This is a genomic window from Ruminobacter sp. RM87 (genome assembly GCF_000701925.1).
GTDB classification, from domain to species: Bacteria; Pseudomonadota; Gammaproteobacteria; order Enterobacterales; family Succinivibrionaceae; genus Ruminobacter; species Ruminobacter amylophilus.
The window spans coordinates 1-22,989 of sequence record NZ_KL370836.1 but is presented as its reverse complement, the minus strand read 5'-3'; the positions used below and the strand labels follow the sequence as shown (position 1 = coordinate 22,989).

General features: G+C 38.1%; 11 protein-coding genes, 1 tRNA gene and 1 CRISPR repeat array. Of the genes, 11 read left to right on the top strand and 1 reads right to left on the bottom strand.

Features of this window, described 5'->3' with window-relative positions:
- From T489_RS0112715 to cas6f, 10 genes are all read left to right on the top strand, one after another.
- A tRNA-Lys gene (locus tag T489_RS0112715) sits at positions 1 to 76 on the top strand.
- Positions 77 to 301: 225 nt separating this feature from the next.
- Positions 302 to 835, top strand: coding sequence for a crossover junction endodeoxyribonuclease RuvC (gene ruvC / locus T489_RS0112710; RefSeq protein ID WP_031580378.1), 534 nt, complete (start codon positions 302 to 304; stop codon positions 833 to 835).
- Between the two features lie 151 nt (positions 836 to 986).
- The gene (rpsO, locus tag T489_RS0112705; protein ID WP_031580375.1) at positions 987 to 1,256 is read left to right on the top strand and encodes a 30S ribosomal protein S15; all 270 of its coding nucleotides are present in this window, start codon (positions 987 to 989) and stop codon (positions 1,254 to 1,256) included.
- A 291-nt stretch (positions 1,257 to 1,547) separates the two neighbouring features.
- Positions 1,548 to 3,965: a polyribonucleotide nucleotidyltransferase gene (pnp, locus tag T489_RS0112695; protein ID WP_084155534.1), complete on the top strand. Its 2,418-nt coding sequence runs from the start codon at positions 1,548 to 1,550 to the stop codon at positions 3,963 to 3,965.
- A 1,305-nt stretch (positions 3,966 to 5,270) separates the two neighbouring features.
- Positions 5,271 to 6,230: a type I-F CRISPR-associated endonuclease Cas1f gene (gene cas1f / locus T489_RS0112690; RefSeq protein WP_031580373.1), complete on the top strand. Its 960-nt coding sequence runs from the start codon at positions 5,271 to 5,273 to the stop codon at positions 6,228 to 6,230.
- Between the two features lie 43 nt (positions 6,231 to 6,273).
- Positions 6,274 to 9,609, top strand: coding sequence for a type I-F CRISPR-associated helicase Cas3f (cas3f, locus tag T489_RS0112685; RefSeq protein ID WP_031580372.1), 3,336 nt, complete (start codon positions 6,274 to 6,276; stop codon positions 9,607 to 9,609).
- A gap of 1 nt (position 9,610) precedes the next feature.
- Entirely contained in the window at positions 9,611 to 10,783 is a 1,173-nt protein-coding gene (locus T489_RS0112680) for a type I-F CRISPR-associated protein Csy1 (protein WP_031580371.1), read from the top strand.
- Positions 10,780 to 11,706 carry a type I-F CRISPR-associated protein Csy2 gene (locus T489_RS0112675; protein WP_031580370.1) on the top strand — a complete coding sequence of 309 codons (927 nt, stop codon included), beginning with the start codon at positions 10,780 to 10,782 and terminating at the stop codon, positions 11,704 to 11,706. The genes T489_RS0112680 and T489_RS0112675 overlap by 4 nt, the downstream gene beginning before the upstream one ends.
- A gap of 30 nt (positions 11,707 to 11,736) precedes the next feature.
- Entirely contained in the window at positions 11,737 to 12,762 is a 1,026-nt protein-coding gene (gene csy3, locus T489_RS0112670; RefSeq protein ID WP_031580369.1) for a type I-F CRISPR-associated protein Csy3, read from the top strand.
- On the top strand, positions 12,762 to 13,346 hold the full coding sequence (gene cas6f, locus T489_RS0112665) for a type I-F CRISPR-associated endoribonuclease Cas6/Csy4 (protein ID WP_031580368.1): 585 nt from the start codon (positions 12,762 to 12,764) through the stop codon (positions 13,344 to 13,346). Before csy3 ends, cas6f begins: the two co-directional genes overlap by 1 nt.
- A 184-nt stretch (positions 13,347 to 13,530) precedes the next feature.
- Positions 13,531 to 17,462: a CRISPR direct-repeat array (repeat unit 28 nt; unit sequence GTTAACTGCCGTATAGGTAGCTTAGAAA).
- Positions 17,463 to 17,965: 503 nt separating this feature from the next.
- Here cas6f and T489_RS0112660 read toward each other — a convergent pair.
- Positions 17,966 to 22,129 carry a hypothetical protein gene (locus T489_RS0112660; protein ID WP_031580367.1) on the bottom strand — a complete coding sequence of 1,388 codons (4,164 nt, stop codon included), beginning with the start codon at positions 22,127 to 22,129 and terminating at the stop codon, positions 17,966 to 17,968.
- 453 nt (positions 22,130 to 22,582) lie between these two features.
- Between T489_RS0112660 and T489_RS0112655 the strand changes: the two genes are divergently transcribed.
- Positions 22,583 to 22,989: ATP-binding protein (locus T489_RS0112655; RefSeq protein WP_232218331.1), on the top strand; the 407-nt coding region annotated here is incomplete at its 3' end.

Here is a 22,989-nt window from a genome sequence, read left to right as displayed (position 1 = left end):
GGGTCCTTAGCTCAGTTGGTAGAGCAGTTGACTCTTAATCAATTGGTCCAGGGTTCGAGTCCCTGAGGACCCACCATTTCGATTTCATCATTAAGACATCAGACAGATTTTGATTTATTTTTCGCTTTTTTTGAAATTTAAAATTTTAATTCATTTTTTTTATCCTGAATTACATTAAACTGTCTTCTGTTCATTAATTCCGCATTCGGAAAACCGGCAGGGATTCTTTGAATTAAATCATGTATAATTAGTATAGTTATTTTTAAATCATTGCTGTGTAAACAGATATCTGGGGAATGAATTGGCTATCATATTGGGAATAGATCCCGGTTCAAGAGTTACGGGGTACGGTATAGTAGAAAGCGTGGGACAGAAAATCAAATATCTTGGTTCCGGCTGTATCAGGACTTCCGGAGATCGTCTTCCTCCAAAGCTCGGTCAGATATATGACGGAGTGCGTGAGATTATTACCCAGTTTCATCCGGACTACTTCGCGATAGAAGAAGTGTTCCTGTCAAAGAATGCCGCAAGTGCCCTGAAGCTGGGGCAGGCCAGAGGTGCCGCCATCGTGGCTGCCGTAAACTGCAATATTCCCGTATATGAATACAGTGCCCGTCAGATCAAGCAGTCCGTAGTAGGTTACGGTAACGCTCAGAAGGAACAGGTTCAGGCCATGGTCGTGAGCATTCTCAAGCTTAACAGGTGTCCCATGGCTGATGCCGCGGACGCCCTTGCCGGAGCCATCTGTCACGCTCATGCCATAACCTCGCTAATCGGCATGGAACTTGGCGGACTCAAGAATACCAGGGGTATGTCCAAGGGCAGACTTTACTGATTCGGCTCTTTCCGAAAAATTTATCGGTGCCGAATGTCTAAATCACTTGCATATTTTGCAAATATATGTCAAAATTCGCTCACTTTTTGGTACCCAGGCTGAGTTAGTGATCGGCTTTGGGCGAATTTGAAAATCTATCGGAGATTATATAATGTCACTAAGTACTGAAGCTAAGAAGCAGATTGTTGCTGAATATGCACGTTCAAAGGATGATACTGGCTCACCAGAAGTTCAGATCGCTTTATTAACCGCTCAGATCAACCACCTCCAGGAACACTTCTCAATCCATAAGAAGGACTTCCACGGTCGTCGTGGTCTTCTTCGCATGGTTGCTGAAAGACGTAAGCTTCTCGACTATTTAAAGCGTAAGAGCGAAGAACGTTACAACGAACTTCGTGCTAAGCTTAACCTCCGTCGCTAGTACGGTCGTTTTACCCCGGGCGACATGCTGTCCGGGGACAGTTCGAAAGAGCGAAAGCCTGAATTCAGATTCAGGCTTTTTTTTGTTTCAGCGGGATTTTTCCGGAATGTTTTTTCAGGACCGTACGCGACGGTCTTCACGTTATTGTCATCTGCCATGTGCAATTATTTTAGACAATTCACAAACTTATCGTCCCAACTAATTGTTTTATGTTGATAGAGTCTATCGCAACGTTTATACTATTGTGCGAACAATTGTGAGTTAATTTGTGATAGAAAAAGGTAATAAAGAGTGAAACCTATAGTAAAGCAATTCAAGTACGGTAAGCATACCGTTACTTTAGAAACAGGTGCCATGGGTCGTCAGGCTGACGCAGCCGTTATGGCAAGTATGGATGATACTTCAGTATTCGTAACCGTAGTAGGTGTCAAGGATGCGGTAGGTGAAGATCGTGACTTCTTCCCGTTAACCGTGGACTATCAGGAAAGAGCCTACGCCGCCGGTAGAATTCCAGGCGGTTATTTCAAGCGTGAAGGTCGTCCTTCAGAAGGTGAAACCCTTATTGCCCGTTTAATTGACCGTCCAATCCGTCCGTTATTCCCTGAAGGTTTTACCAATGACGTTCAGGTAATCGTAACCGTGGTTTCAGCAAATCCTGAAATCCCTACAGACATCATTTCAATCATCGGTACCAGTGCCGCACTTGCCGTATCAGGTATTCCGTTCAACGGTCCTATCGGTGCAGCCCGCGTAGGTTACATCAACGGTTCATATGTTCTGAATCCGTTACGTTCAGAAATGCCTGAAAGCAAGCTGGACCTCGTTGTAGCCGGTACTGAACCTGCAGTGCTCATGGTAGAATCAGAAGCAGACATTCTTCCTGAAGAAACCATGCTCGGTGCAGTAATGTACGGTCACGAACAGATGCAGACCGTAATCAGCAGCATCAAGGAATTTGCTGCAGAAGTTAACAAGACTCCTTGGGACTGGAAGGCTCCTGAAGTTGACGTGGCCCTCAAGGACAAGATCGCTGAACTCGCTTCAGCCCGTTTAGGTGACGCTTACCGCATTACCGACAAGCTTGAAAGACAGAACACCGTTGCCGCCATCAAGAATGACGTTCTCGCTGCTCTCAAGGCTGATGCCGAAGCAAACGGTACTGAATTAAATGAACTCCGTGCCTGTGAATATTTCCACTCTCTCGAAAAGAACATCGTAAGAACCCGCGTATTAAACGGCGAACCTCGTATCGACGGCCGTAACACCAAGATGGTACGTCCTTTAACTATCGGTACCGGTTTACTTCCTCGCGTACACGGTTCAGCTCTGTTCACCCGTGGTGAAACCCAGGCTATGGTAACCTGTACTCTCGCTTCTGAAAGAGATGCACAGATTATCGATGAACTCTGCGGTGAAAGAGTTGACAGATTCATGCTTCACTACAACTTCCCTCCATATTCTGTAGGTGAAATCGGCAGAATCGGTTCTCCAAAGCGTCGTGAAATCGGTCACGGCCGTCTGGCTAAGAGAGGCGTAAGCGCAGTTCTCCCTTCAAAGGAAGAATTCCCATACACTATCCGTGTAGTATCAGAAATCACTGAATCAAACGGTTCAAGCTCAATGGCTTCCGTATGCGGTTCATCACTTGCCCTGTTCGATGCTGGTGTTCCTTGTAAGGCTGCCGTTGCAGGTATTGCAATGGGTCTTGTGAAGGAAGGCGACAAGTTCCAGGTTCTCACCGATATTCTCGGTGATGAAGACCACCTCGGCGATATGGACTTCAAGGTAGCAGGTACCACTGAAGGTGTTACCGCTCTCCAGATGGATATCAAGATCAACGGTATCACCAAGGAAATCATGCAGATCGCACTGAAGCAGGCTCATGAAGCCCGTATGCACATCCTTTCCGTAATGAACAAGGCAATCAGTGCTCCACGTGCTGACGTTTCAGAATTCGCTCCACGCGTAACCACCATGAAGATCAATCCTAACAAGATCAAGGATGTAATCGGTAAGGGCGGTGCGGTAATCAGAGCAATTACTGAAGAAACCGGCACCACCATCGATATCAGCGATGAAGGTATCGTTAAGATTTCATCTACCGACGGCACCAAGGCACGTCAGGCTGTTGAAAAGATTGAAGCAATCGTTGCTGAAGTTGAAATCGGCAAGGTATACCACGGTAAGGTATCAAAGATCACCGACTTCGGTGCTTTTGTAAACATTCTTCCTGGCAAGGATGGTCTTGTACACATTTCTCACATCTCTTATGACCGTGTTGAAAATGTAAGTGACTACCTCAAGGAAGGTGATATGGTTGACGTTAAGGTTCTTGAAATCGACCGTCAGAACCGTATCAAGCTTTCAATCAAGGCACTTCTCGAACCTCCTGTAGCAGAAGAAAAGAAGGAAGAAGCTCCAGCTGCTGAAGCTCCTGTTGCTCCTGCCGCCGATGTTGCTGAAGCCGCTCCTGTAGTTGAAGAAGCTGCCGCTGCCGCACCAGCTGTTGAAGAAGCAGCTCCTGCTGAAGAAAGCAAGCCTGTAACCGTAGTTGATATTGCAGCTCAGGTTGACAGTGTTGCTCAGGCAGATCCTGAACCTGAATTTGACGGCGCTATTGCTGCCGGTGCTGACAGCATGAAGAACGTTGTTTCAGTTGAAGCAACCGAACCTGCTGCCGAACCGGAACAGGAAAAGAAAGAAGACTAATCAGTCTGATATAGAGTTTAGTATGGCTCCAGAAATTGATCACTTAAATTTCTAGATAATACTAACAGAATTTAAGGCTTGTTTCCTAAAATTGATTGGAGACAGGCCTTTTAACTTTTTACTTACTCAGTCTTAGTTATACAAGTTTATAGAATCCTTAATTGCTTTCCCTAAGTCACTTAATTTCTTAAATGTTTTTTCCCCATAAACATTTAAACTTTCATTCTGCCAAAGAATATCTCAATCATAATGTTGTCATGTGTAGTAGCTTTTCGGGGCTTGCTTTTGACAAGATTGGGCTTTTTAAGCCAGTTGCAATAGCGAATATTATGATATTACCATCCATGTATGTCCTGGTTGCATAACGCATACATTATACGTCGTCCCTTGATGTCAGAATGAAACCTTCTGATAGCAAGAATCTGTTTACTATTGACAGCGTCAAGGCTTTTAGAAGGAGCTTTATGAAATTGATAAAGATATGAACCATACTCATCTCGGATTTTTCTAAAAGCATTTTGAATGGATATTTTTGCCTTAGCTCAAGTACTAATTTTGCTTTTATTTGCTGTTTTCTTTTTTAGATAGTTTTGGAGTAAGGTATCAAATTTTTTGAGGATTATTCATGGCAACGAAGTATTAAAAGTTCTTCTTTTAATGCCTTTATTTCTTTCTTTGTATAATCTTCTTTATCGAACTTAACAGAAAGTCTAGATTTTCTCTATTTTGTTATCCATGACTTCATTTTTTTGTCAGCCAGATTTCTTCATGTTTTTCAGACTTTCTTATCCCTTTGACTGATAAATATGATACCAAATTTTTAAAACAGCTTAGTTAGAAATTCCATATTTAATGATCAGAACCGAGAATGATCCTTCACCATTTTCATAAGCAAGCACAACATCCAATTTTAATTTTACAGGGGAATTATTTTTCCCTTTATGTGGAAATAAATAATTATTCCTCTATTTTTTTAAACTCTGTATAGATGTTTCTTTGATATGTACCATTTTCTTTCGGTTGCAGTAAGTCCAATCTTCTTACAGTCTTCAACAATTTGTAGTAATTGGTCATAAGTAATCTTTGTAATAGAAACTCCATTATCAATCATTGTGATCAATAACGGAATTAATACTAAAAATATGGTGGCTTTTTGTTTGTCGATAAATAATATTTTTTGATAAGTATAGTAGAAAAAGTTTTAATTATTGATATAGAGTCAGGTTATAAAAAAAATCTCTTGTATAAATAATATGACAATAAAATAATATATTAAATGTATTGTTATTAATAGGAATTTTAAAGATGGATGATTTTAAACCATCAGAGATGAAAACCATTCTGCACTCTAAAAGAGCTAACATTTTTTACTTAAGTCACTGCAGAATAATGCAGAAAAATGGTCGTGTACTTTATTTGACTGAAAAAGATAAATTAGAACAATTCTTTAATATTCCGATCTGTAATACCACTGTAATTTTATTAGCTGAAGGTACATCAATAACTCAGGCAGCAGCCAGAATGTTAGCACAGGCTGGGGTATTGTTTGGATTTTGTGGAGGAGGTGGAACACCTTTATTTGACGGCAACAGTATTGAATTCATAACGCCTCAAAGTGAATATAGACCGCCTCAATTTGTTCAGCAGTGGTTGTCATTCTGGTATATAGATGATTATCGTTTACAAGCCGCAATTCAATTGCAGAAGGCACGAATCAGATTTATAGAAAAAATCTGGACTACTGATAGAGAACTTTCTAGTAACGGCATAAAGCTTTCTTCTGAGGATTTAGGGATACTTAATGATTATTATGTGCAGACTCAGTTTGCAAAAAACGTCAATGATTTATTAACTATAGAGGCTCGATTTACTAAGAATCTTTATCGTATTGCAGCGCATATGTTGTTGCAGAGAGATTTTATTCGTTCCCGCGAGGGAGATTCCACTGATCTGGCTAACGATTTTTTAGATCATGGTAATTATCTCGCATATGGGTTGGCAGCAACTGTACTTTGGGTATTGGGTATTCCTCATGCCTTTGCGTTAATGCATGGAAAAACTAGAAGAGGTGCATTGGTATTTGACGTGGCGGATTTAATTAAGGACGCTGTTGTATTGCCGTGGGCTTTTATTTGTGCAAGAGAAGGTTATAGTGATTCTGATTTTAGGCATCAGATGATTATGGTTTTCAATGAAACTAAAGTTATGGATTTTATGTTTGATACTGTACAGCAAATCTGTATGGATAATAAAAAATTTGAATGACTGTTTAAATGTAACATCTTCTTTGATTTGAGGATTATGTCATATGATGGTGGTTTTTGTATCTGAATCTGAAAAGGGTGCTATTAAAACAACAGAGCGAGTGTTGGATGCATTTGCATTGCGTATTGGAAAATCAACTTGGCGAACCGTAATAACGCAAGATGGTTTAAAGATGGTAAAAGTATTGTTGGGAAAAACAGCAACAAAGAATACAGCCGTTTCATGTCATTGGATTCGTTCAAGAAGTGTTAGCCAGCTTCTTTGGATCGTAGGGAATAAAAATAAATTTGATATTTTGGATGGAATTGTACCGGTAAACTATACAGAAAAAAGTATACTTAGCAATTACGAGTCAGTCGGTTGGGATTATATGCCTATGCTTCAGTCTTTAGTTGCTGTTTCTGCTCTTTTTCATGATTTGGGTAAATCATCTTTATATTTTCAAAACAAATTAAAGTGTTGTTCAAATACTACTGATCCTTTTAGACATGAATTGGTATCAGCGATGCTTTTATGGGGAATATATGGTTTTTTTTGTGATAAAGGAAAAGATTGGCTGAAAGAACTATCTGTTGGTAATGTACCTTGTTATAAAGACATTATAAATTATTGTCGTACTTATAATGAGTGGGATGATAGATTTAGGCCATTTAAAGTTAGCAAAGGATCAACAGATTCTCTTCTTTTATGTGTTTTGTGGCTGATACTTAGTCATCATAGGTTACCTTCTCCTGTAACTAATGAAGGGAAAAAATATAGTGAGGGCGATATCCCTGATAATTTTTTAAATGATCTTTATGGGTTATTCTCAATTATTACTGTCGGGAATGCATATAAAAGACAATCTAGTTGTAAGAATGATATAGAAGAATTAGATCAGTGTTTTAATTTCCCAGAATGGATAGATGATTTTTCAGTGGTATGGTTTAACCATTTAAAAAAATGGAGCTCAAGATTAGCTGACAGCCGTCTTCTTTTTGCTCATTATTCAGGACATGATTTGCGAGCTGTTTTGAAATATGCCAGATTGAGCCTGATGTTGGGTGATCATAATTACTCTTCCAAGGATAATGATTTATCCTGGAGATCTAAATCAAATCTTTTTGCAAATACCTTTAAAACTACTCGTGAATTGAAACAAAAGCTTGATGAACACCTATGTGGAGTGTGTGATACCGCCGTTAAAATAGCATATTTTCTTCCTTATTTGGAGTCAAATATGCCTTATGCTGAAAATGTGAAGGAATTAACAAGAAGGGTAAGTTTACCGAGATTTATATGGCAGAATCAGGCTGTCGACAAGTTAAAGAAATTTAATCGAGAAAATGAAAACCAGGATATAAAAGGCGGTTTTATTCTAAATATGGCAAGTACTGGCTGTGGAAAGACTATAGCAAATGCAAAAATTGCATTAGGTATTGGAAAAAACGATAAATTGCGTTTTACGCTGGCTTTGGGACTAAGAACTCTTACATTACAGACCGGTGACGAATACAGAAATAAATTAGGCATGTCGGATGAGGAAGTAGCTGTTATTGTAGGTTCGTCAGCGATTAAATATTTACATCAACATGATAGACCTAATGAGGATGAGATGGATTTTAGTGATTCATCTTCTTCTTTGTTTGATGAATACGTAGATTTTAATGGAATCCTACAGCATGATTTGTTTTCAACTATAACTGGTGATGAAAAACAATTACAACTGTTATGTGCACCTGTTCTAGTTTGTACCATAGATCAGCTTATGCCAGCAACGGAATGTGTAAAAGGAGGTAAATATATTCCACCTTTTATGAGGCTAATGACTTCAAATTTGGTAATAGATGAAGTTGATGATTTTTCAACTAATGATCTTTTTGCAGTTGGTCGCCTTGTATATTTAGCTGGTACATTCGGAAAAAAAGTTATTCTGTCTTCAGCCACAATTCCTTATGAGGTAGTAGTAGCTTTTTTTAATGCCTACTATAAAGGATTAATGGTTTATGAAAAGTTGAATAAATGTTCTAGAAAAATAATGTGCATGTGGGTTGATGAATTTAATACGCAAATGGAAATATTTGAGAAAGATAAAACACCAAAATTTTCTGAGATGCATAAGATTTTTATCAATAAAAGAATTAAAAATCTAACAGATAATAAGTCTTTTTTTAGAATGGGACAGGTGTTTAAATCTCCATTTGATGATATTGATGAAGGAGATTTGTCAAAAGCTTATTTTAAGTACATTTTAGATGCTTCGTTAGAGTTACATGATTTTAATCATGTAGAGGATCCTGAAACATATAAGGAGGTGTCGTTCGGGGTAATAAGAATGGCCAATATAGATCCTTGTGTAAAAGTTGCCAAATATTTATGTGAGGCGGAATTACCTTTAGATACAGAAATAAGGGTGATGGTTTATCACAGCAGACAGGTATTGTTAATGAGACATTATCAGGAAAAATATTTGGATACTCTGTTAAAACGAAAAAATGAAAATGTTAAAAAACCCAAGATTTTAGAAGATGTATTTGTAAGAAAGATAATAAACAAAAGTAAGGCATCTAAAATACTGTTTGTTGTCGTAGCGACACCTGTTGCTGAAGTAGGAAGAGATCATGATTACGATTGGGCTGTAATTGAGCCTAGTTCATGGCGTTCAATTATTCAGATGTCAGGTAGAGTAAACAGACATAGAAATATTCCTATAACCAATCCTAACGTCTCTATAATGCAGTTCAATTATAAGGCTTTTATTAACAAAGATGCTAAGAATGAATGTTATTTTATAAAACCTGGATACGAGGAAGATAGTGATAAACCATGGGAAAAACATGATTTGTCAGAGTATTTACATGGATTGTCAAATAATAATAAATTTGGAATAACTGCAGTTGACCGTATTACTACAGATTATAAAAATAATAAGAATAAATTATCTTCACAGGAATTAATAGCATTAGGAAATAAAATTAAAAATAATACAAAAATTTATGGTTTTTTGGGGTACGGTAACAGTTATGCCGATTTAACTTCAATACCTCAGACATTGAATAAGTTTAGACAATCAAATCCTATATACACCATCGTCTATAGATTTGAAGATAAGAATTTTGACGAAGCTCATTTTTTTGAAAAAGATAGCCAAAATAATTGGAATAATTTTTCAAAAACATATACTATTAAAAATATACAAGATTATAAATATACTGATAGATTATGGTTGAATAGAAATTATAAGAGTTGCGTAGAAGAGTATTCTGAGCAGTTTGATAAAAGTTTTGATGATGTAGCTGATTATTTTGGTGAAGTTCATTTACCTATTTATAAAAATAATTGGATATACAGTGATAATTTTGGGGTTTATTCGCAAGAAGACGAATTTAAAGAAGATTGAAATGATTAGTAAAGAAGTTTTAGATTTTATAAACGAAAATGAATTGTCAAAAACGTTTATAGATGATGCAGCCAAAAAAGCCAAAGCTATTAATTGTGCTACTCATCCGTATTCTTTTTCACATCCACAACCTTTTACTGCTTCAGACAAAAAAGTGTTATCACATATTGTTTTTCAAGGTAGACGAACAGAAGATGGTTATGTTAGATCCGGCAATGTAAAAGTATCCAGACCTTTAGATTTATCTGGTAATGCTGGAGATGCAAAAATTTGGAAATTTCTTATGTTGAAACTATCAAATGGTTTCACAATTTTGGAAAATCTCAGAGATAGAACACCAGAAGCTTATGAATTGCTTCAAATGGATGGAAGATCTAAGGATGATGCAATTAAATTAATGGATGATTTTTCCTTGATGTTTGAGCAATCAGACAGTCAGGTAACTTCATCAAGAATCAAGCAAGTTTATTTTCATATAGGCGAGAATCAATACCACTTGTTGTCTGTTGTTACTCCTTCATGCCTAGTTTTTGAATTGAAAAACAGAATAGCAGCAATTCGCAACGAAAAAAATGAATTTAGGGAAAATAAAAGAAACAACTACAGAGATATATACGGTATTCGAGTGGTGAAGTATGGTGGCGCCAAACCTCAGAACATAAGTTTTCTTAATAATGCTAATGGCGGTAAGGCTTTGTTATTGAGCTCTATTCCTCCTTTGGATATAGATGAATTAAATATCAGACTTCCAAAAAAAGATTTTTTTGATGAGTGCATGGACTATAACCAATATCGCTCTTTATTTACATATTTTCATAAATATCTGTCGTCAGATAAAGAAACAGTACCTAATAATCTGTTATTTAGATACAGGGATAAAGCGATAAACAATATTATTGATTTTGTTGTCCAGAATTTGTTTTTAGTTCGAAGTAGTGCAAATCTCTGTAGAGAAAATCTACCTAAGTTCCAGCAGGTTTGGCTAAATCCAAATGAGCTTCAAAGACAATCGTTAATGACAGATATGTTAAAGGAACAAATCAGTAATTCTATAGTTGATTGGATCAGAAGAACTTATTACAGATTGTATGATAAAAGGAAAGTTATATTAGGTAATAGTGAAATAAATTTTATAAAAGAAGTAATTTCAAATCGTGAGGAATTCTGGTTGTGAACACTAGTTTATTAATTTTACCACATATAATCATCAATAATGCAAATGCCTGGTCAAGTCCTTATACAGTAGGTTTTCCTTCTTTAACTTCTATTGGTGGTGCAGTTCATTGTTTACAGAGAAAAATTTGTAGTTGTGGCTTTCCTTCAATTGCTTTTAAAAATTTTGGAGTGGTTTCTCATAAATTTAATTTGAGAGAGAGCAGAAGTGGTTATGATTCCTCAATCGTTTTAACTGGAAATCCATTGGTAAAAGATAAAAAAAATCCACAAAAATATACAAGGCCACCGTTTATTGCAGAAATTAAATGTCAGATGGATATTAGTTTGATTATTGAGTTTGAGGGAGATGTTAATGAATCATCGGATCTAGGGAATGGATTCATTGAACTGATTATTAGCACGCTACATGATAGCATGAGGATTTCTTCTGGAGATGTAATTTCGTTTGATAGACCAAGATTAATTTTTCATGCGAATGAACCAAAAGTTTTTAGACAAAAAATAGTTGGTTTGTTAATGCCCGGGTACGCACTGATTGAAAGAAAGGATTTAGTTAAAAATTCCCTTGATAATCAGAATGATGCACTTGATTCTTTATTAGATTCTTTGGTTATAAATTTTGAAAAAGATTCAGCAGGAACCAAAAATCATAAAGGTTGGTTAGTTCCAATTTGTACTGGATATATGGGGGTAACATCTATCGTTCCTCACGCATTGAATCAAAGAGACGACTGTACTCCTCATCGCTTTGTGGAAAGTATGGTGACATTGGGTGAGTTTCGAATGTTACATAAATTTAAAGAAATACGTGAGTTGTTATGGCGTAGTAATTATATTGAAAAAGATAATTATTATGTTTATGAACAGTTTGATAATTCATCACTGATGGATGATGAATTGGATGAGGATTTTTTTATATAGTATTTTATTTTTGGGGTTAGGAGATTAAGAATGGCTAAATCAAACATTCCTTCAGTATTGGCTTTCGAAAGAAAAATCAGTCCTTCAGATGGTTTATTGTATGGAACCATGTGGGAAAATAAGGATGTTTCAGTTCCATTAAGATTGCTTGAAAAATCAGTAAGAGGAACTATTTCAAACAGGCTTACTTCAGCTGTAGCAAAAGATCCGTTAAAGTTAAATAATGATATTAAAAATTCCAATCCTCAGACAGTGGATTGTTGTTCTTTGCCTCAGGATTGCGATACTGTTAAATTGGAATTTACTGTTAAATTTCTTGGAAATGTTGGTGTTCCATCAGCTTGTAATAATTCTGAGTTTAAAAACAATTTGCAGTTAGCTGTTAGCAAGTATAAAGAAAGATATGAATTTAATGTGTTATCTAAGCGCTATGCATACAATCTTGCCAGTGGACGTTATTTGTGGAGAAACAGGGTCGGTGCAGATGCTATTCATGTCGAAGTTCGTACAATAGGTAATACATTGGAAAATGAAAAACAGTTTATTTTTGATGGTAAAAATTATCCTTTGTCAAATTTTGAATATTCTGATCCAAAGTTGGATGAATTGGCAAAGCTGATCAATCAGACATTGTTAGGCAAAACTTCTTTGACCTTAAAAGTAACTGCTTATGCCAAAATTGAAAATGGTCAGGAAGTATATCCTAGTGAAGAACTTGTTATGGACAAGGCAAGGGTAAAAAAGAGTAAAATTTTATATTCTGTAAACGGAGTAGCTGCTCTACATTCTCAAAAAATTGGAAATGCAATTCGAACCATAGATACTTGGTATACTTTATTTTCAGACAAGCTTGAAGGTGTCGGGCCAATTGCCTTGGAGCCTTATGGCGCTGTAACAACTTTAGGTAAGGCTTTTAGACACCCTAAGGATAAAGAAGATTTCTACACATTGTTTGATAAATTTGCATTAGGTGAACAGTTAGATGAAACACAGCTCCACTTCGTGATAGGAGTGTTAATTCGTGGAGGTGTGTTTGGTCAAGGTGAAAAAGAATAATGGAACGATTGTACTATTTAGACGTATTATTAAAATATGATCACGATATTCCATGTAATTTTCTTTTAAGCAAATTTATGTATGCCATTCATGTGACATGTGCTTTGAGTGTAAAGTTAACAGGAATGTCGAATATAGGGGTAGCATTTTTAGATTACGACAAAGAAGAGGCTAGATTAGGCAATAAGTTAAGACTGTTTTCGTTTAGTGAAGAAGTTTTAAAGAAAATTCCACAGGTGAAGCAATTTAAGAATTTAGAAGATTATGTTCTCTATGGAAGTGTTGCTCTAGTCCCCGAATTTGTAAATGAATTTGTTCAGTATCGTCGGGTTCAGTGTAAGTTTAATAAGGAGAAATTGATTCGACGATATGCAAAGCGACATAACGAAGATTTGAATTTTGTAAGAATTCGTTATAAAGATTTGCAAAGTAAGAATCTATCCCTACCTTATGTTAATTTAAGTAGCTCAACTAGTGGAGAACATTTTAGGTTATACATAGATCAGATTGAAAATATGGAATATATTCCTCCTGTTTTTAATAGTTATGGATTGATATCTAGTGGTGCTTTACCTAAATTTTAATTTCTAGTTTGTGGGTCCTTATACAATATGGGGCCCTTTTCTTTTTTAGTTTGATATTAATTTTTATATTGTTTCGTATGCTCTGAAATATCATTGCATACGAAATTTAATATTATTTTTTATTTTTTTCTAAATTTATTCATATAGTATAATAGAATCAATGATATCGGAAATCCAATTCATTGTTAACTGCCGTATAGGTAGCTTAGAAATAATGGTGGCGGTCTTGTTCAAAATAGCAACCGTTAACTGCCGTATAGGTAGCTTAGAAAAGAACCTTATCCCTAACTTCACGGCCAACCTTGTTAACTGCCGTATAGGTAGCTTAGAAATGTTTAAAGTGACATCTTTTTCGTGAACATATGTTAACTGCCGTATAGGTAGCTTAGAAATGCTTCGCATTCTCGACGATTTCTACGCAATTGTTAACTGCCGTATAGGTAGCTTAGAAACAGGACAAAATCAACTACAGCATTACCCACCTGTTAACTGCCGTATAGGTAGCTTAGAAAGAAGTATTCGTTTTCCCAGACAACAATTGAGCGTTAACTGCCGTATAGGTAGCTTAGAAAAGCATTCAACGAAGCGAACTTCGGCAGTTAGCGTTAACTGCCGTATAGGTAGCTTAGAAAAAGGAGAAAAAATGGCACACGTAAAACACTACGTTAACTGCCGTATAGGTAGCTTAGAAAGGCTTTCAAAAGTGCACTGTATGAAAAGAGCCGTTAACTGCCGTATAGGTAGCTTAGAAATTTTACAAGTTTGGATACAAGTTTCTTAGGAAGTTAACTGCCGTATAGGTAGCTTAGAAAAGGAGAACGAACGAGCCTGGGCACGTGTACGAGTTAACTGCCGTATAGGTAGCTTAGAAATGCTTCTTCATCAGGACGGTCAAGCTGATCCTGTTAACTGCCGTATAGGTAGCTTAGAAATGAAGAATCCAGCAAATACGATATCTACGCTTGTTAACTGCCGTATAGGTAGCTTAGAAATTTAAACCCTCATCGTATCTTTTGAAAACGTAAGTTAACTGCCGTATAGGTAGCTTAGAAAGTTGGCTCCAAAGAATGGGCATCACTGTATCAGTTAACTGCCGTATAGGTAGCTTAGAAATTTACCGGTAATACCTGTTCCTACACCCGCAGGTTAACTGCCGTATAGGTAGCTTAGAAAAAGAAAACGAACGTGCCTGGGCACGTGTACGAGTTAACTGCCGTATAGGTAGCTTAGAAATAACAGACCTGAAACAGCGGAATACTTATCGAGTTAACTGCCGTATAGGTAGCTTAGAAATGTAAGTGGGCGTACCCTCTCACTAGCTTTGAGTTAACTGCCGTATAGGTAGCTTAGAAATCGGTGATAGTGCCTAACGTGTGCCATTTTTTGTTAACTGCCGTATAGGTAGCTTAGAAAAGCTCCGTCTTATTCTTCTTCAGCAAAAATAAGTTAACTGCCGTATAGGTAGCTTAGAAAAAAGGAGCTCAAACAGCAAGAAAAAAGCAAAAGTTAACTGCCGTATAGGTAGCTTAGAAATTTATTTACCAATTATGTTGGTAAAAACCACTGTTAACTGCCGTATAGGTAGCTTAGAAAATATTGCAACCTGATCCCCGCCGTGATAAATCGTTAACTGCCGTATAGGTAGCTTAGAAATGTACTCATGCCTGTTATGTCAGTCTGTACGCGTTAACTGCCGTATAGGTAGCTTAGAAAGAGACAGCGTGAACAGCAATAGCCTTGGTGTAGTTAACTGCCGTATAGGTAGCTTAGAAATTCCACGTCTTTCATCGTCTCTGCGTACTGCCGTTAACTGCCGTATAGGTAGCTTAGAAAGTATGTGGTGGACTGGATTTATCACGGCGGGGGTTAACTGCCGTATAGGTAGCTTAGAAAAACATCTCCCGCGCCATGCTTTAAACGCCACGGTTAACTGCCGTATAGGTAGCTTAGAAATCCAACACCGCCGGCAGTACGCAGAGACGACGGTTAACTGCCGTATAGGTAGCTTAGAAAATGATGACCAATCAGGCAATACAGCGACAAAAGTTAACTGCCGTATAGGTAGCTTAGAAAGTTAATCGATTCGATTGTGGTCGCTTTTTTCAGTTAACTGCCGTATAGGTAGCTTAGAAAATATCAGACCTCTTACTGTCGTAAACAAGAACTGTTAACTGCCGTATAGGTAGCTTAGAAAAAACTTGCCGAACGTGTCGACAAGTATGTAGAGTTAACTGCCGTATAGGTAGCTTAGAAATGTTATAACACCTGTACTTCCTGTACTCATGCGTTAACTGCCGTATAGGTAGCTTAGAAAATCTGCAGAAAATGTTGATGATGTCGAACAACGTTAACTGCCGTATAGGTAGCTTAGAAAGTTTCCGAATGATTGACGGGTGAATGTCAGTTGTTAACTGCCGTATAGGTAGCTTAGAAATGCTACTGAAATCGTCTTGTATTTTTTTCCGCGTTAACTGCCGTATAGGTAGCTTAGAAAGACCGTATCCAGGAACTGCCGCCGGCGTATAAGTTAACTGCCGTATAGGTAGCTTAGAAATCCATATATTCGACATCATAGCCGCGGAGGGCGTTAACTGCCGTATAGGTAGCTTAGAAATCTACGATTTCTTCCACGGTGTTTTTTGGAAGGTTAACTGCCGTATAGGTAGCTTAGAAAATCATACATATGGCATTTTTCACCGGAGAAAAGTTAACTGCCGTATAGGTAGCTTAGAAACCCAGGTTGCGGACCCTGTGGAAACTGTGGAAGTTAACTGCCGTATAGGTAGCTTAGAAAAACGAAACATTTACCGATGCGAACGGACAGAAAGTTAACTGCCGTATAGGTAGCTTAGAAATCTGGATTTATCACGCTGTTTCTGTACGTAATGTTAACTGCCGTATAGGTAGCTTAGAAAATCTTTTTCAGCTACTGATGAAAAAATGGTGTGTTAACTGCCGTATAGGTAGCTTAGAAAAATCCGGTCTCTCTTAAAATAAGTTCAGGATAGTTAACTGCCGTATAGGTAGCTTAGAAAAAGAAAACGAACGTGCCTGGGCACTTGTGAAAGTTAACTGCCGTATAGGTAGCTTAGAAAATTAAGAACACCGGTATCATAACCAACGGCAGGTTAACTGCCGTATAGGTAGCTTAGAAAAACTACCACTGGTGCTTAAGGTTACTTAGCGTGTTAACTGCCGTATAGGTAGCTTAGAAAATCAATCTCGTATGTACGAGTCACGCTATCTAGTTAACTGCCGTATAGGTAGCTTAGAAAGAACCGTGGTCAAATCAGCCAATGCAAATGCTGTTAACTGCCGTATAGGTAGCTTAGAAAATTTGCCGTCATTACAGTTGACACAAATTGACGTTAACTGCCGTATAGGTAGCTTAGAAAATAAGAAGATGCCAAAAGGCCCAGTTGTATATGTTAACTGCCGTATAGGTAGCTTAGAAAACATTCTCAGAAGTGCCACGGATAAGTGATAGGTTAACTGCCGTATAGGTAGCTTAGAAATTAAAGGCTACGAACCCGCCGCAGAGACACCTGTTAACTGCCGTATAGGTAGCTTAGAAATGTTTAGTAATCTCTGGATCTCTGATTAGAGTGTTAACTGCCGTATAGGTAGCTTAGAAAGGTACTGCTGTCCTACACGGTCGTAACTTTCTGTTAACTGCCGTATAGGTAGCTTAGAAATTATCCGTTGCCGCATCTGTGGTTGTGGCAGCGTTAACTGCCGTATAGGTAGCTTAGAAATTTTAAATAATAAATCCCGCCCGCGGTGGCATGTTAACTGCCGTATAGGTAGCTTAGAAAGTAAAGACTTATAAGCACAGATTATTGATGATGTTAACTGCCGTATAGGTAGCTTAGAAAGTATTTCATCTTGGCTGCATACTGCATAAGCAGTTAACTGCCGTATAGGTAGCTTAGAAAGGCATCATTAGGCGGTGTACTTTCTGCTGTTCTGTTAACTGCCGTATAGGTAGCTTAGAAATTGAGTTATCTCTTTTTTTATTTATAGAGCATGTTAACTGCCGTATAGGTAGCTTAGAAATGCTGATGGCATTGCCACATGGCCTCGGCACAGTTAACTGCCGTATAGGTAGCTGGACGTAATGTGATTTAGTAGGCCAGCTTTAACCAAAATACTTTACCATCGTTAACCTAATAGTTTACCCCCTCTAACTTAATTATCAGGCCATTTATAATTTTTTCAGGCAGATTTGTTTACCACGATTAATCTAATTAACAGTCCATTGTTAACTTTTTTACTTTACCACGCTTAACCTTAATATGTTACCACTGAAGGACAACCGGCATAATTGCCGATTATCCTATTCGTCAGTTACTTAAGAGATTTAGGAGGAAACAGTTCCATACTCTGGTCACTTATAAGATCTGTTATGAAACGACTCTTGTCAAGCAGTAATTTAGGCAAGACATTTTCCTCAGTGTAAGCACGGCATTGGCCACTCTGTTATACGGGGATTGGTTACCTCAGGTCAATGGTTCGCCGCGAATTCTATTGGTCTTTCATCGAGGATCACCGTTTACAGTGCCATCAAAGATCTTACAGCGTAACGGCTGACAAGAAGAGCTTCACCACCTTACCATAAGTTAATCTTTCATATAGTCAAAAATTCCCGGACAGTATCCGTACTTGTTTAGAACCTGTTCTTCTTCATCAAAAGAGTTTTCGTCAGCAGAGTACAGGTCATCCTCCGGTACGGCATCCATAATTTCTGGATCTATGCAGTAGTCGAGAAAATCATTCAGCATACTGAATCCGATGACCGTAATTCTGTACTTGTTGGCAAGTCTGAAGTGCAGATCTTCGTATTCATTAAGGCATACCAGGACCACATTGCTTTCATCTAGCCCTATATACTCACGGTACATGCCGAGTTCATTGGCGTAGTTTTCAGGATTTACTGTAGCAAAGTCAAAGATCATGAGTCCCATATTGCATCTCAGGATTAGGTCAAAAGTAATACGGAAGTTTTCGTAAATAAGTTCCGTACTTCTGGCAAATACATAGAATATCTCCTGATAATCGTTTGAGAATCTGAAAAGTCTGTCCTGAATCAGGCGTCCGCCAAGGTTGTGGAACCATCCTTCTGTTATAAAGTCTCGCAGTGCTCTGGGTCTCTGAATTGTTATGACAGCTTCATATTCCTGTTCGGAAGCGTCGACTTTGGATATCAGCTGAAGATTTTCCAGTGACTTCATAATTTTAAGATAACTTTCACGGGTTTCATGATCAAGATTCATATCCAGCACAAAACTTGTATTTTCTTTTGAAGCCGCATCCATCAGAGCATTGAATAATGTCGCGTACTTTTTGTCATTGCAGTAATCCCGCATGATTTCAAGTGAAAGTTTGTCTCTCTGTAATGTTTCTTTTGTATATCTCTGAGTATTTATCACTGAGAAGACATCGTCATCCAGAAGTGCGAAGCATTCATCCTTATCCATGAGGTGGTTGTTGATGAAATCATTCATTTCACTTTCTGATGATTTTTCTGTTCTGGAAGCTGAAGTGCTTTCATCAGCGGAACCTGAAGTGCTTTTATCAGCGGAACCTGAAGTCTCACTATTCGTGTTCATATTCATGGACTGAGGAGTATCAGAAGGGGAGCTTGCTGAATCATTTGGTTCCTTAATACCGCTGTTGTCACCATCATCCTGAGCGACTGAAGATGTCTGATAATCAGTGTGCTGAGAGTCCTGAATATCATTAACGTCTTTCGTCTGCTTTTCCCCGTCAGCAGTGCTATCCTTCGCAGGTGATACCTCCGCTTCAGAACATATAAGCAGCTCACAAGGGAATATTGCCTGAAGATTCTGCAGATATTCAGCATAGGTGCATACTGTAAGTTTACGATTCGGATCTCCGATATTGGATAAAGCTGATTTTTCTTCTTTCAGAACAATTGTTGCCTGCGAATCATCGATATTCAGTACATCGCACAGATCCAGTAAATCGTTAACAGTCTTTTCGTATTCATTTTCATGACAGGAGACAATTACCGACCAGCCGTGTGCATGTTTTACCAGAAATGATGTTTTAATGTCTGCTCCATTGCGTGTTTTCAGGCGAATGGTTCTGGCACAGCTGACATCAATTGGAGCTGTTCCGGTATATTCTCTGAGACTGCTGACAATGAATTTCAGACCTCGTGAACTGATTAGATTGTCAATCCATCCTCCTGATAAAAAGTCAGTCAGCTGCTGAGCGTTACCGATTTTTATGGAAAAGAACGGATCTTCTGTTGATTTGTGATATTCATGAGAAGAAAAAATGCCTGCATTTACAAATGAGTTGCACATGTTGTTCAGTGAAGATTTCAGTACTCCGTCGAAGCTGTTTACTCTGCATACAATACTTTTCTGATTATTCATTGCCGCACTCTGCAGTTTGTTCAGAACCTGAGAAAATGCCTTATGGTTCTTTAACAGTTCGCTGGAAGCGCCATCAAGTGCAGTGATGCATTCATCCGTGCCGGTTAATGATATGTCATAATCCTTCATGGCTGACAGAAGCTTTTCAGGAGTGAACGCCAGATCAGCAGAATGTATAATCTGTATCGGTGCGTCGTTACCTGTATTTGCTCCCGGTAAGGCAATAATACTGTTGATGCCTGAACTGAAATCAGCAAGATTAAGAACAGTAATACCGGATTTCCCTGAACTGATATCTGGAATGTTGTAGTGAACCAAAATTAATCGTTCCTTAGGAATTGATAACCATTTTCCCGTAAGTTCAAGTTCTTCAATCAGTTTGTCTTTTTCATCTGCAGATTTCAGAACAGATATGGCGGTACAGTTATGTCCCTTCCTTATCAGAAAGTCAGGAGTTACTCTGATGTTCCCTTTGTGCATGCCGAGATTTCGGCTAATGCCGAAATCATGATTCATACTGTGTGACAGTATTCTGGTCAGTTGATAACCGATTTCATGTTCGATCCACAGATTTTCAGTAAGAAATCTGTTGAAATTACTGTTTGGCAGAATGGTGAAACTGATGATTCTGGTATTTCTGTTATAGCAGAAGTCTTCAATGACATTCATTTTGTCTTTCATGAACTGACACATCTGTACCATGACACCGATATCCAGTGCGGATTCATTAGCTGTACGCAAATGTATATCATGGTTTGATTTATTGATTCCCTTGATAACAGCCTTGAAAATTTTGGTTGCCGGTTTGTAGTTTCTTGCCGGAAAATGAGCAAGGCTGTCTAAAAGCGAGTCATTGAATGACGTGGTGTTAGGTATTGCCCGAATGTTCTGTGATCTGAATAATTCTGCAATCTCATCATTAACAAAAGGATAATCATCCTCTGAGAATTCATTTGCGCTTACTGTCTCTGATTTCCTGATGCCAGTACCGGAAGCAGGTCTGATGGCTGTTATCACAGACATCATTCTGTTATAGATGCTTCTGTTGCTTCTGTTTCCAGATGTGCGTGCACCGTCAGTATTTCCGGTATCATCTGTAGATAGTGCGGTGCTGTCTGAGGATGTAACTGAACTGTCCTTCTGTTCAGAAAGAGCTGTGTTCTGTATAACAGAGGTTTCTTCAGAAGATTTATTTGCGCTAGCATATTTCTCTTCAGACTGAGTCTGAGACACTGCTTCTGATTCTGTGCCGGATGTGTGCGACATGCAGATGTCCATTACCGCCTGAGCGATTTTTTCTCTGAAATTTTTGAGTGTCAGAACATTGTATTTATGAATTCCGGAGATGTTGTCAGACTGTTCGTTGGTGATACCGGCGATAACAGTGAAAGAGTTACGAGGTTCAATGTTATACCGGCTGGCGAATTTCTTGTATTTTACAATACGGCTCTGATATTCTCCGCTTTTGCATTCTATCCATAATGGCGTGTTGCCGACAAAACACAGAATATCAAGTTCGAAATACTCATTTGTAGGCAGCATGATGCTGATATTACTGTACAGTTCCATGTCTATACCGCACTGATTTCTGTAATAGTTCAGAATTTCGCGAACAGTGGCGTAAACAAATATTTCCATCCAGTGTCCTGTAACGAAATTGATGATAGTTCCGTCATTCTGAATACGGGCAACTATGGCCTGAAACGGATAATTTGAAATTCTGTATTCGGTGAGCAGGGCATTATCGTATAGTGTCTTAGCAAATTTTATACAGACGGCCTGTACCGGTTTAGGATATTTGGAGATATTGACGATACAGTTTGTTTTCTTACCCTGAGTGGATTTCAGGCCCATAATGATAGGCTGAAGTTCCATGAAATTCTTCCCGATCATTTCCGCAAGAACAAACCATATGGATGATTCCCTGGATATGTTTTCTATGCGGTTTATGGTTATTTCGTTAGATGAGCAGAACAGTTTTAGAGCATTTCCCAGAACCGTGTCATCATTGTATTCAGATGTAGAAGGTGTAATCGATGGTATGGCATTAAAGGTTCCTGAATTTTCAGTATTGTCTGCTGAAGGATAATCTGCTGACCCGGTACTGTCTTCTGATTTGAAGATATCTGTCTGCAGTCCTGCAGACATGATGGATCCCAGAGGTGAACCGGTCATGAAAGGGGAATCAGAAATCTCATGCTGGTTCTGTGCGCTGCCGGTTAAAATATCATCTGCCGGATTGAGTTCAGATGAAGTATTTTCTTCATCTGAACTCAGTTCATGGAGGCTTCTTGCCAATACCATCATGGAATTGGCAAGATTGTTCATGGCTTCTGCCAGAATGGCAGAGCTTTTTTCACTTAAACCTTTTCCGATCATATAGAACTCCGTATAAAATACTAAATATGGTGAATAAGAATTATCTGTATAACAATAATACTATCTATTATTTCTGATAAATATTATGCCTTGAATCATATTTTTTAATTTTGGAATTTACCGGAGCGGAATTTTTTAATGTTTTGGAGATGAATTCAAATTTTTAAAGGCTTTGAGGAATTGAGAACAGGGGGCATCTCTTCTTGTTAGGGAATATCTGATGATTTTCTGGGAGCTTATTTTTATCTGGTGAAAAGAATGTGTAATCATATCAGAGTTTTCATCAACTTCGATAATTACTGTAATCTCATATGGTTTTGTGCGAAGTGAAATAGTTAACAATGGTCTGCTGATTAGATTAATCCTGGTCAGCAAATCTGTCTGAAAAAATTATAAATGGCCTGATAATTAAGTTAGAGGTGTAAACCATTAGGTTAACGATGGTAAAGTAATTTGGTTAAAGCTGGCCTACTAAATCACATTACGTCCACACATCTTGCCATTGGGTTCGGTCTGCATGCTGTAAAGCAAGGATACTCAGTACTGTTTAAAACTGCAGAAGCTCTTATTAAAGAACTTACCGAAGACAGTGAAACGGTAAAGCTTGAACAAAAAATGCAGAAACTAGCCAAAGTTAAAGTTCTCATCATTGATGAACTGGGCTACTGTCCATTCAGCGCAAATGGCTCACATCTTTTGTTTCAGCTGGTAAGCAGAAGATATGAATCAAAAAGTACTGTTGTAACCAGCAACAGACCTGTCAGTGACTGGGGACTGATACTTGGTGATTCAACTGCTGCCACTGCTATTTTAGACAGACTGCTTCATCATTGCACTGTGCTTACAATCAATGGCGACAG

Coding starts and splice junctions, on each gene's coding strand:
- rpsO (WP_031580375.1), top strand. CDS start 987: ATGTCACTAAGTACTGAAGCTAAGAAGCAGATTGTTGCTGAATATGCA.
- cas1f (WP_031580373.1), top strand. CDS start 5,271: ATGGATGATTTTAAACCATCAGAGATGAAAACCATTCTGCACTCTAAA.
- cas3f (WP_031580372.1), top strand. CDS start 6,274: ATGATGGTGGTTTTTGTATCTGAATCTGAAAAGGGTGCTATTAAAACA.
- T489_RS0112680 (WP_031580371.1), top strand. CDS start 9,611: ATGATTAGTAAAGAAGTTTTAGATTTTATAAACGAAAATGAATTGTCA.
- csy3 (WP_031580369.1), top strand. CDS start 11,737: ATGGCTAAATCAAACATTCCTTCAGTATTGGCTTTCGAAAGAAAAATC.
- cas6f (WP_031580368.1), top strand. CDS start 12,762: ATGGAACGATTGTACTATTTAGACGTATTATTAAAATATGATCACGAT.
- T489_RS0112660 (WP_031580367.1), bottom strand. CDS start 22,129: ATGATCGGAAAAGGTTTAAGTGAAAAAAGCTCTGCCATTCTGGCAGAA.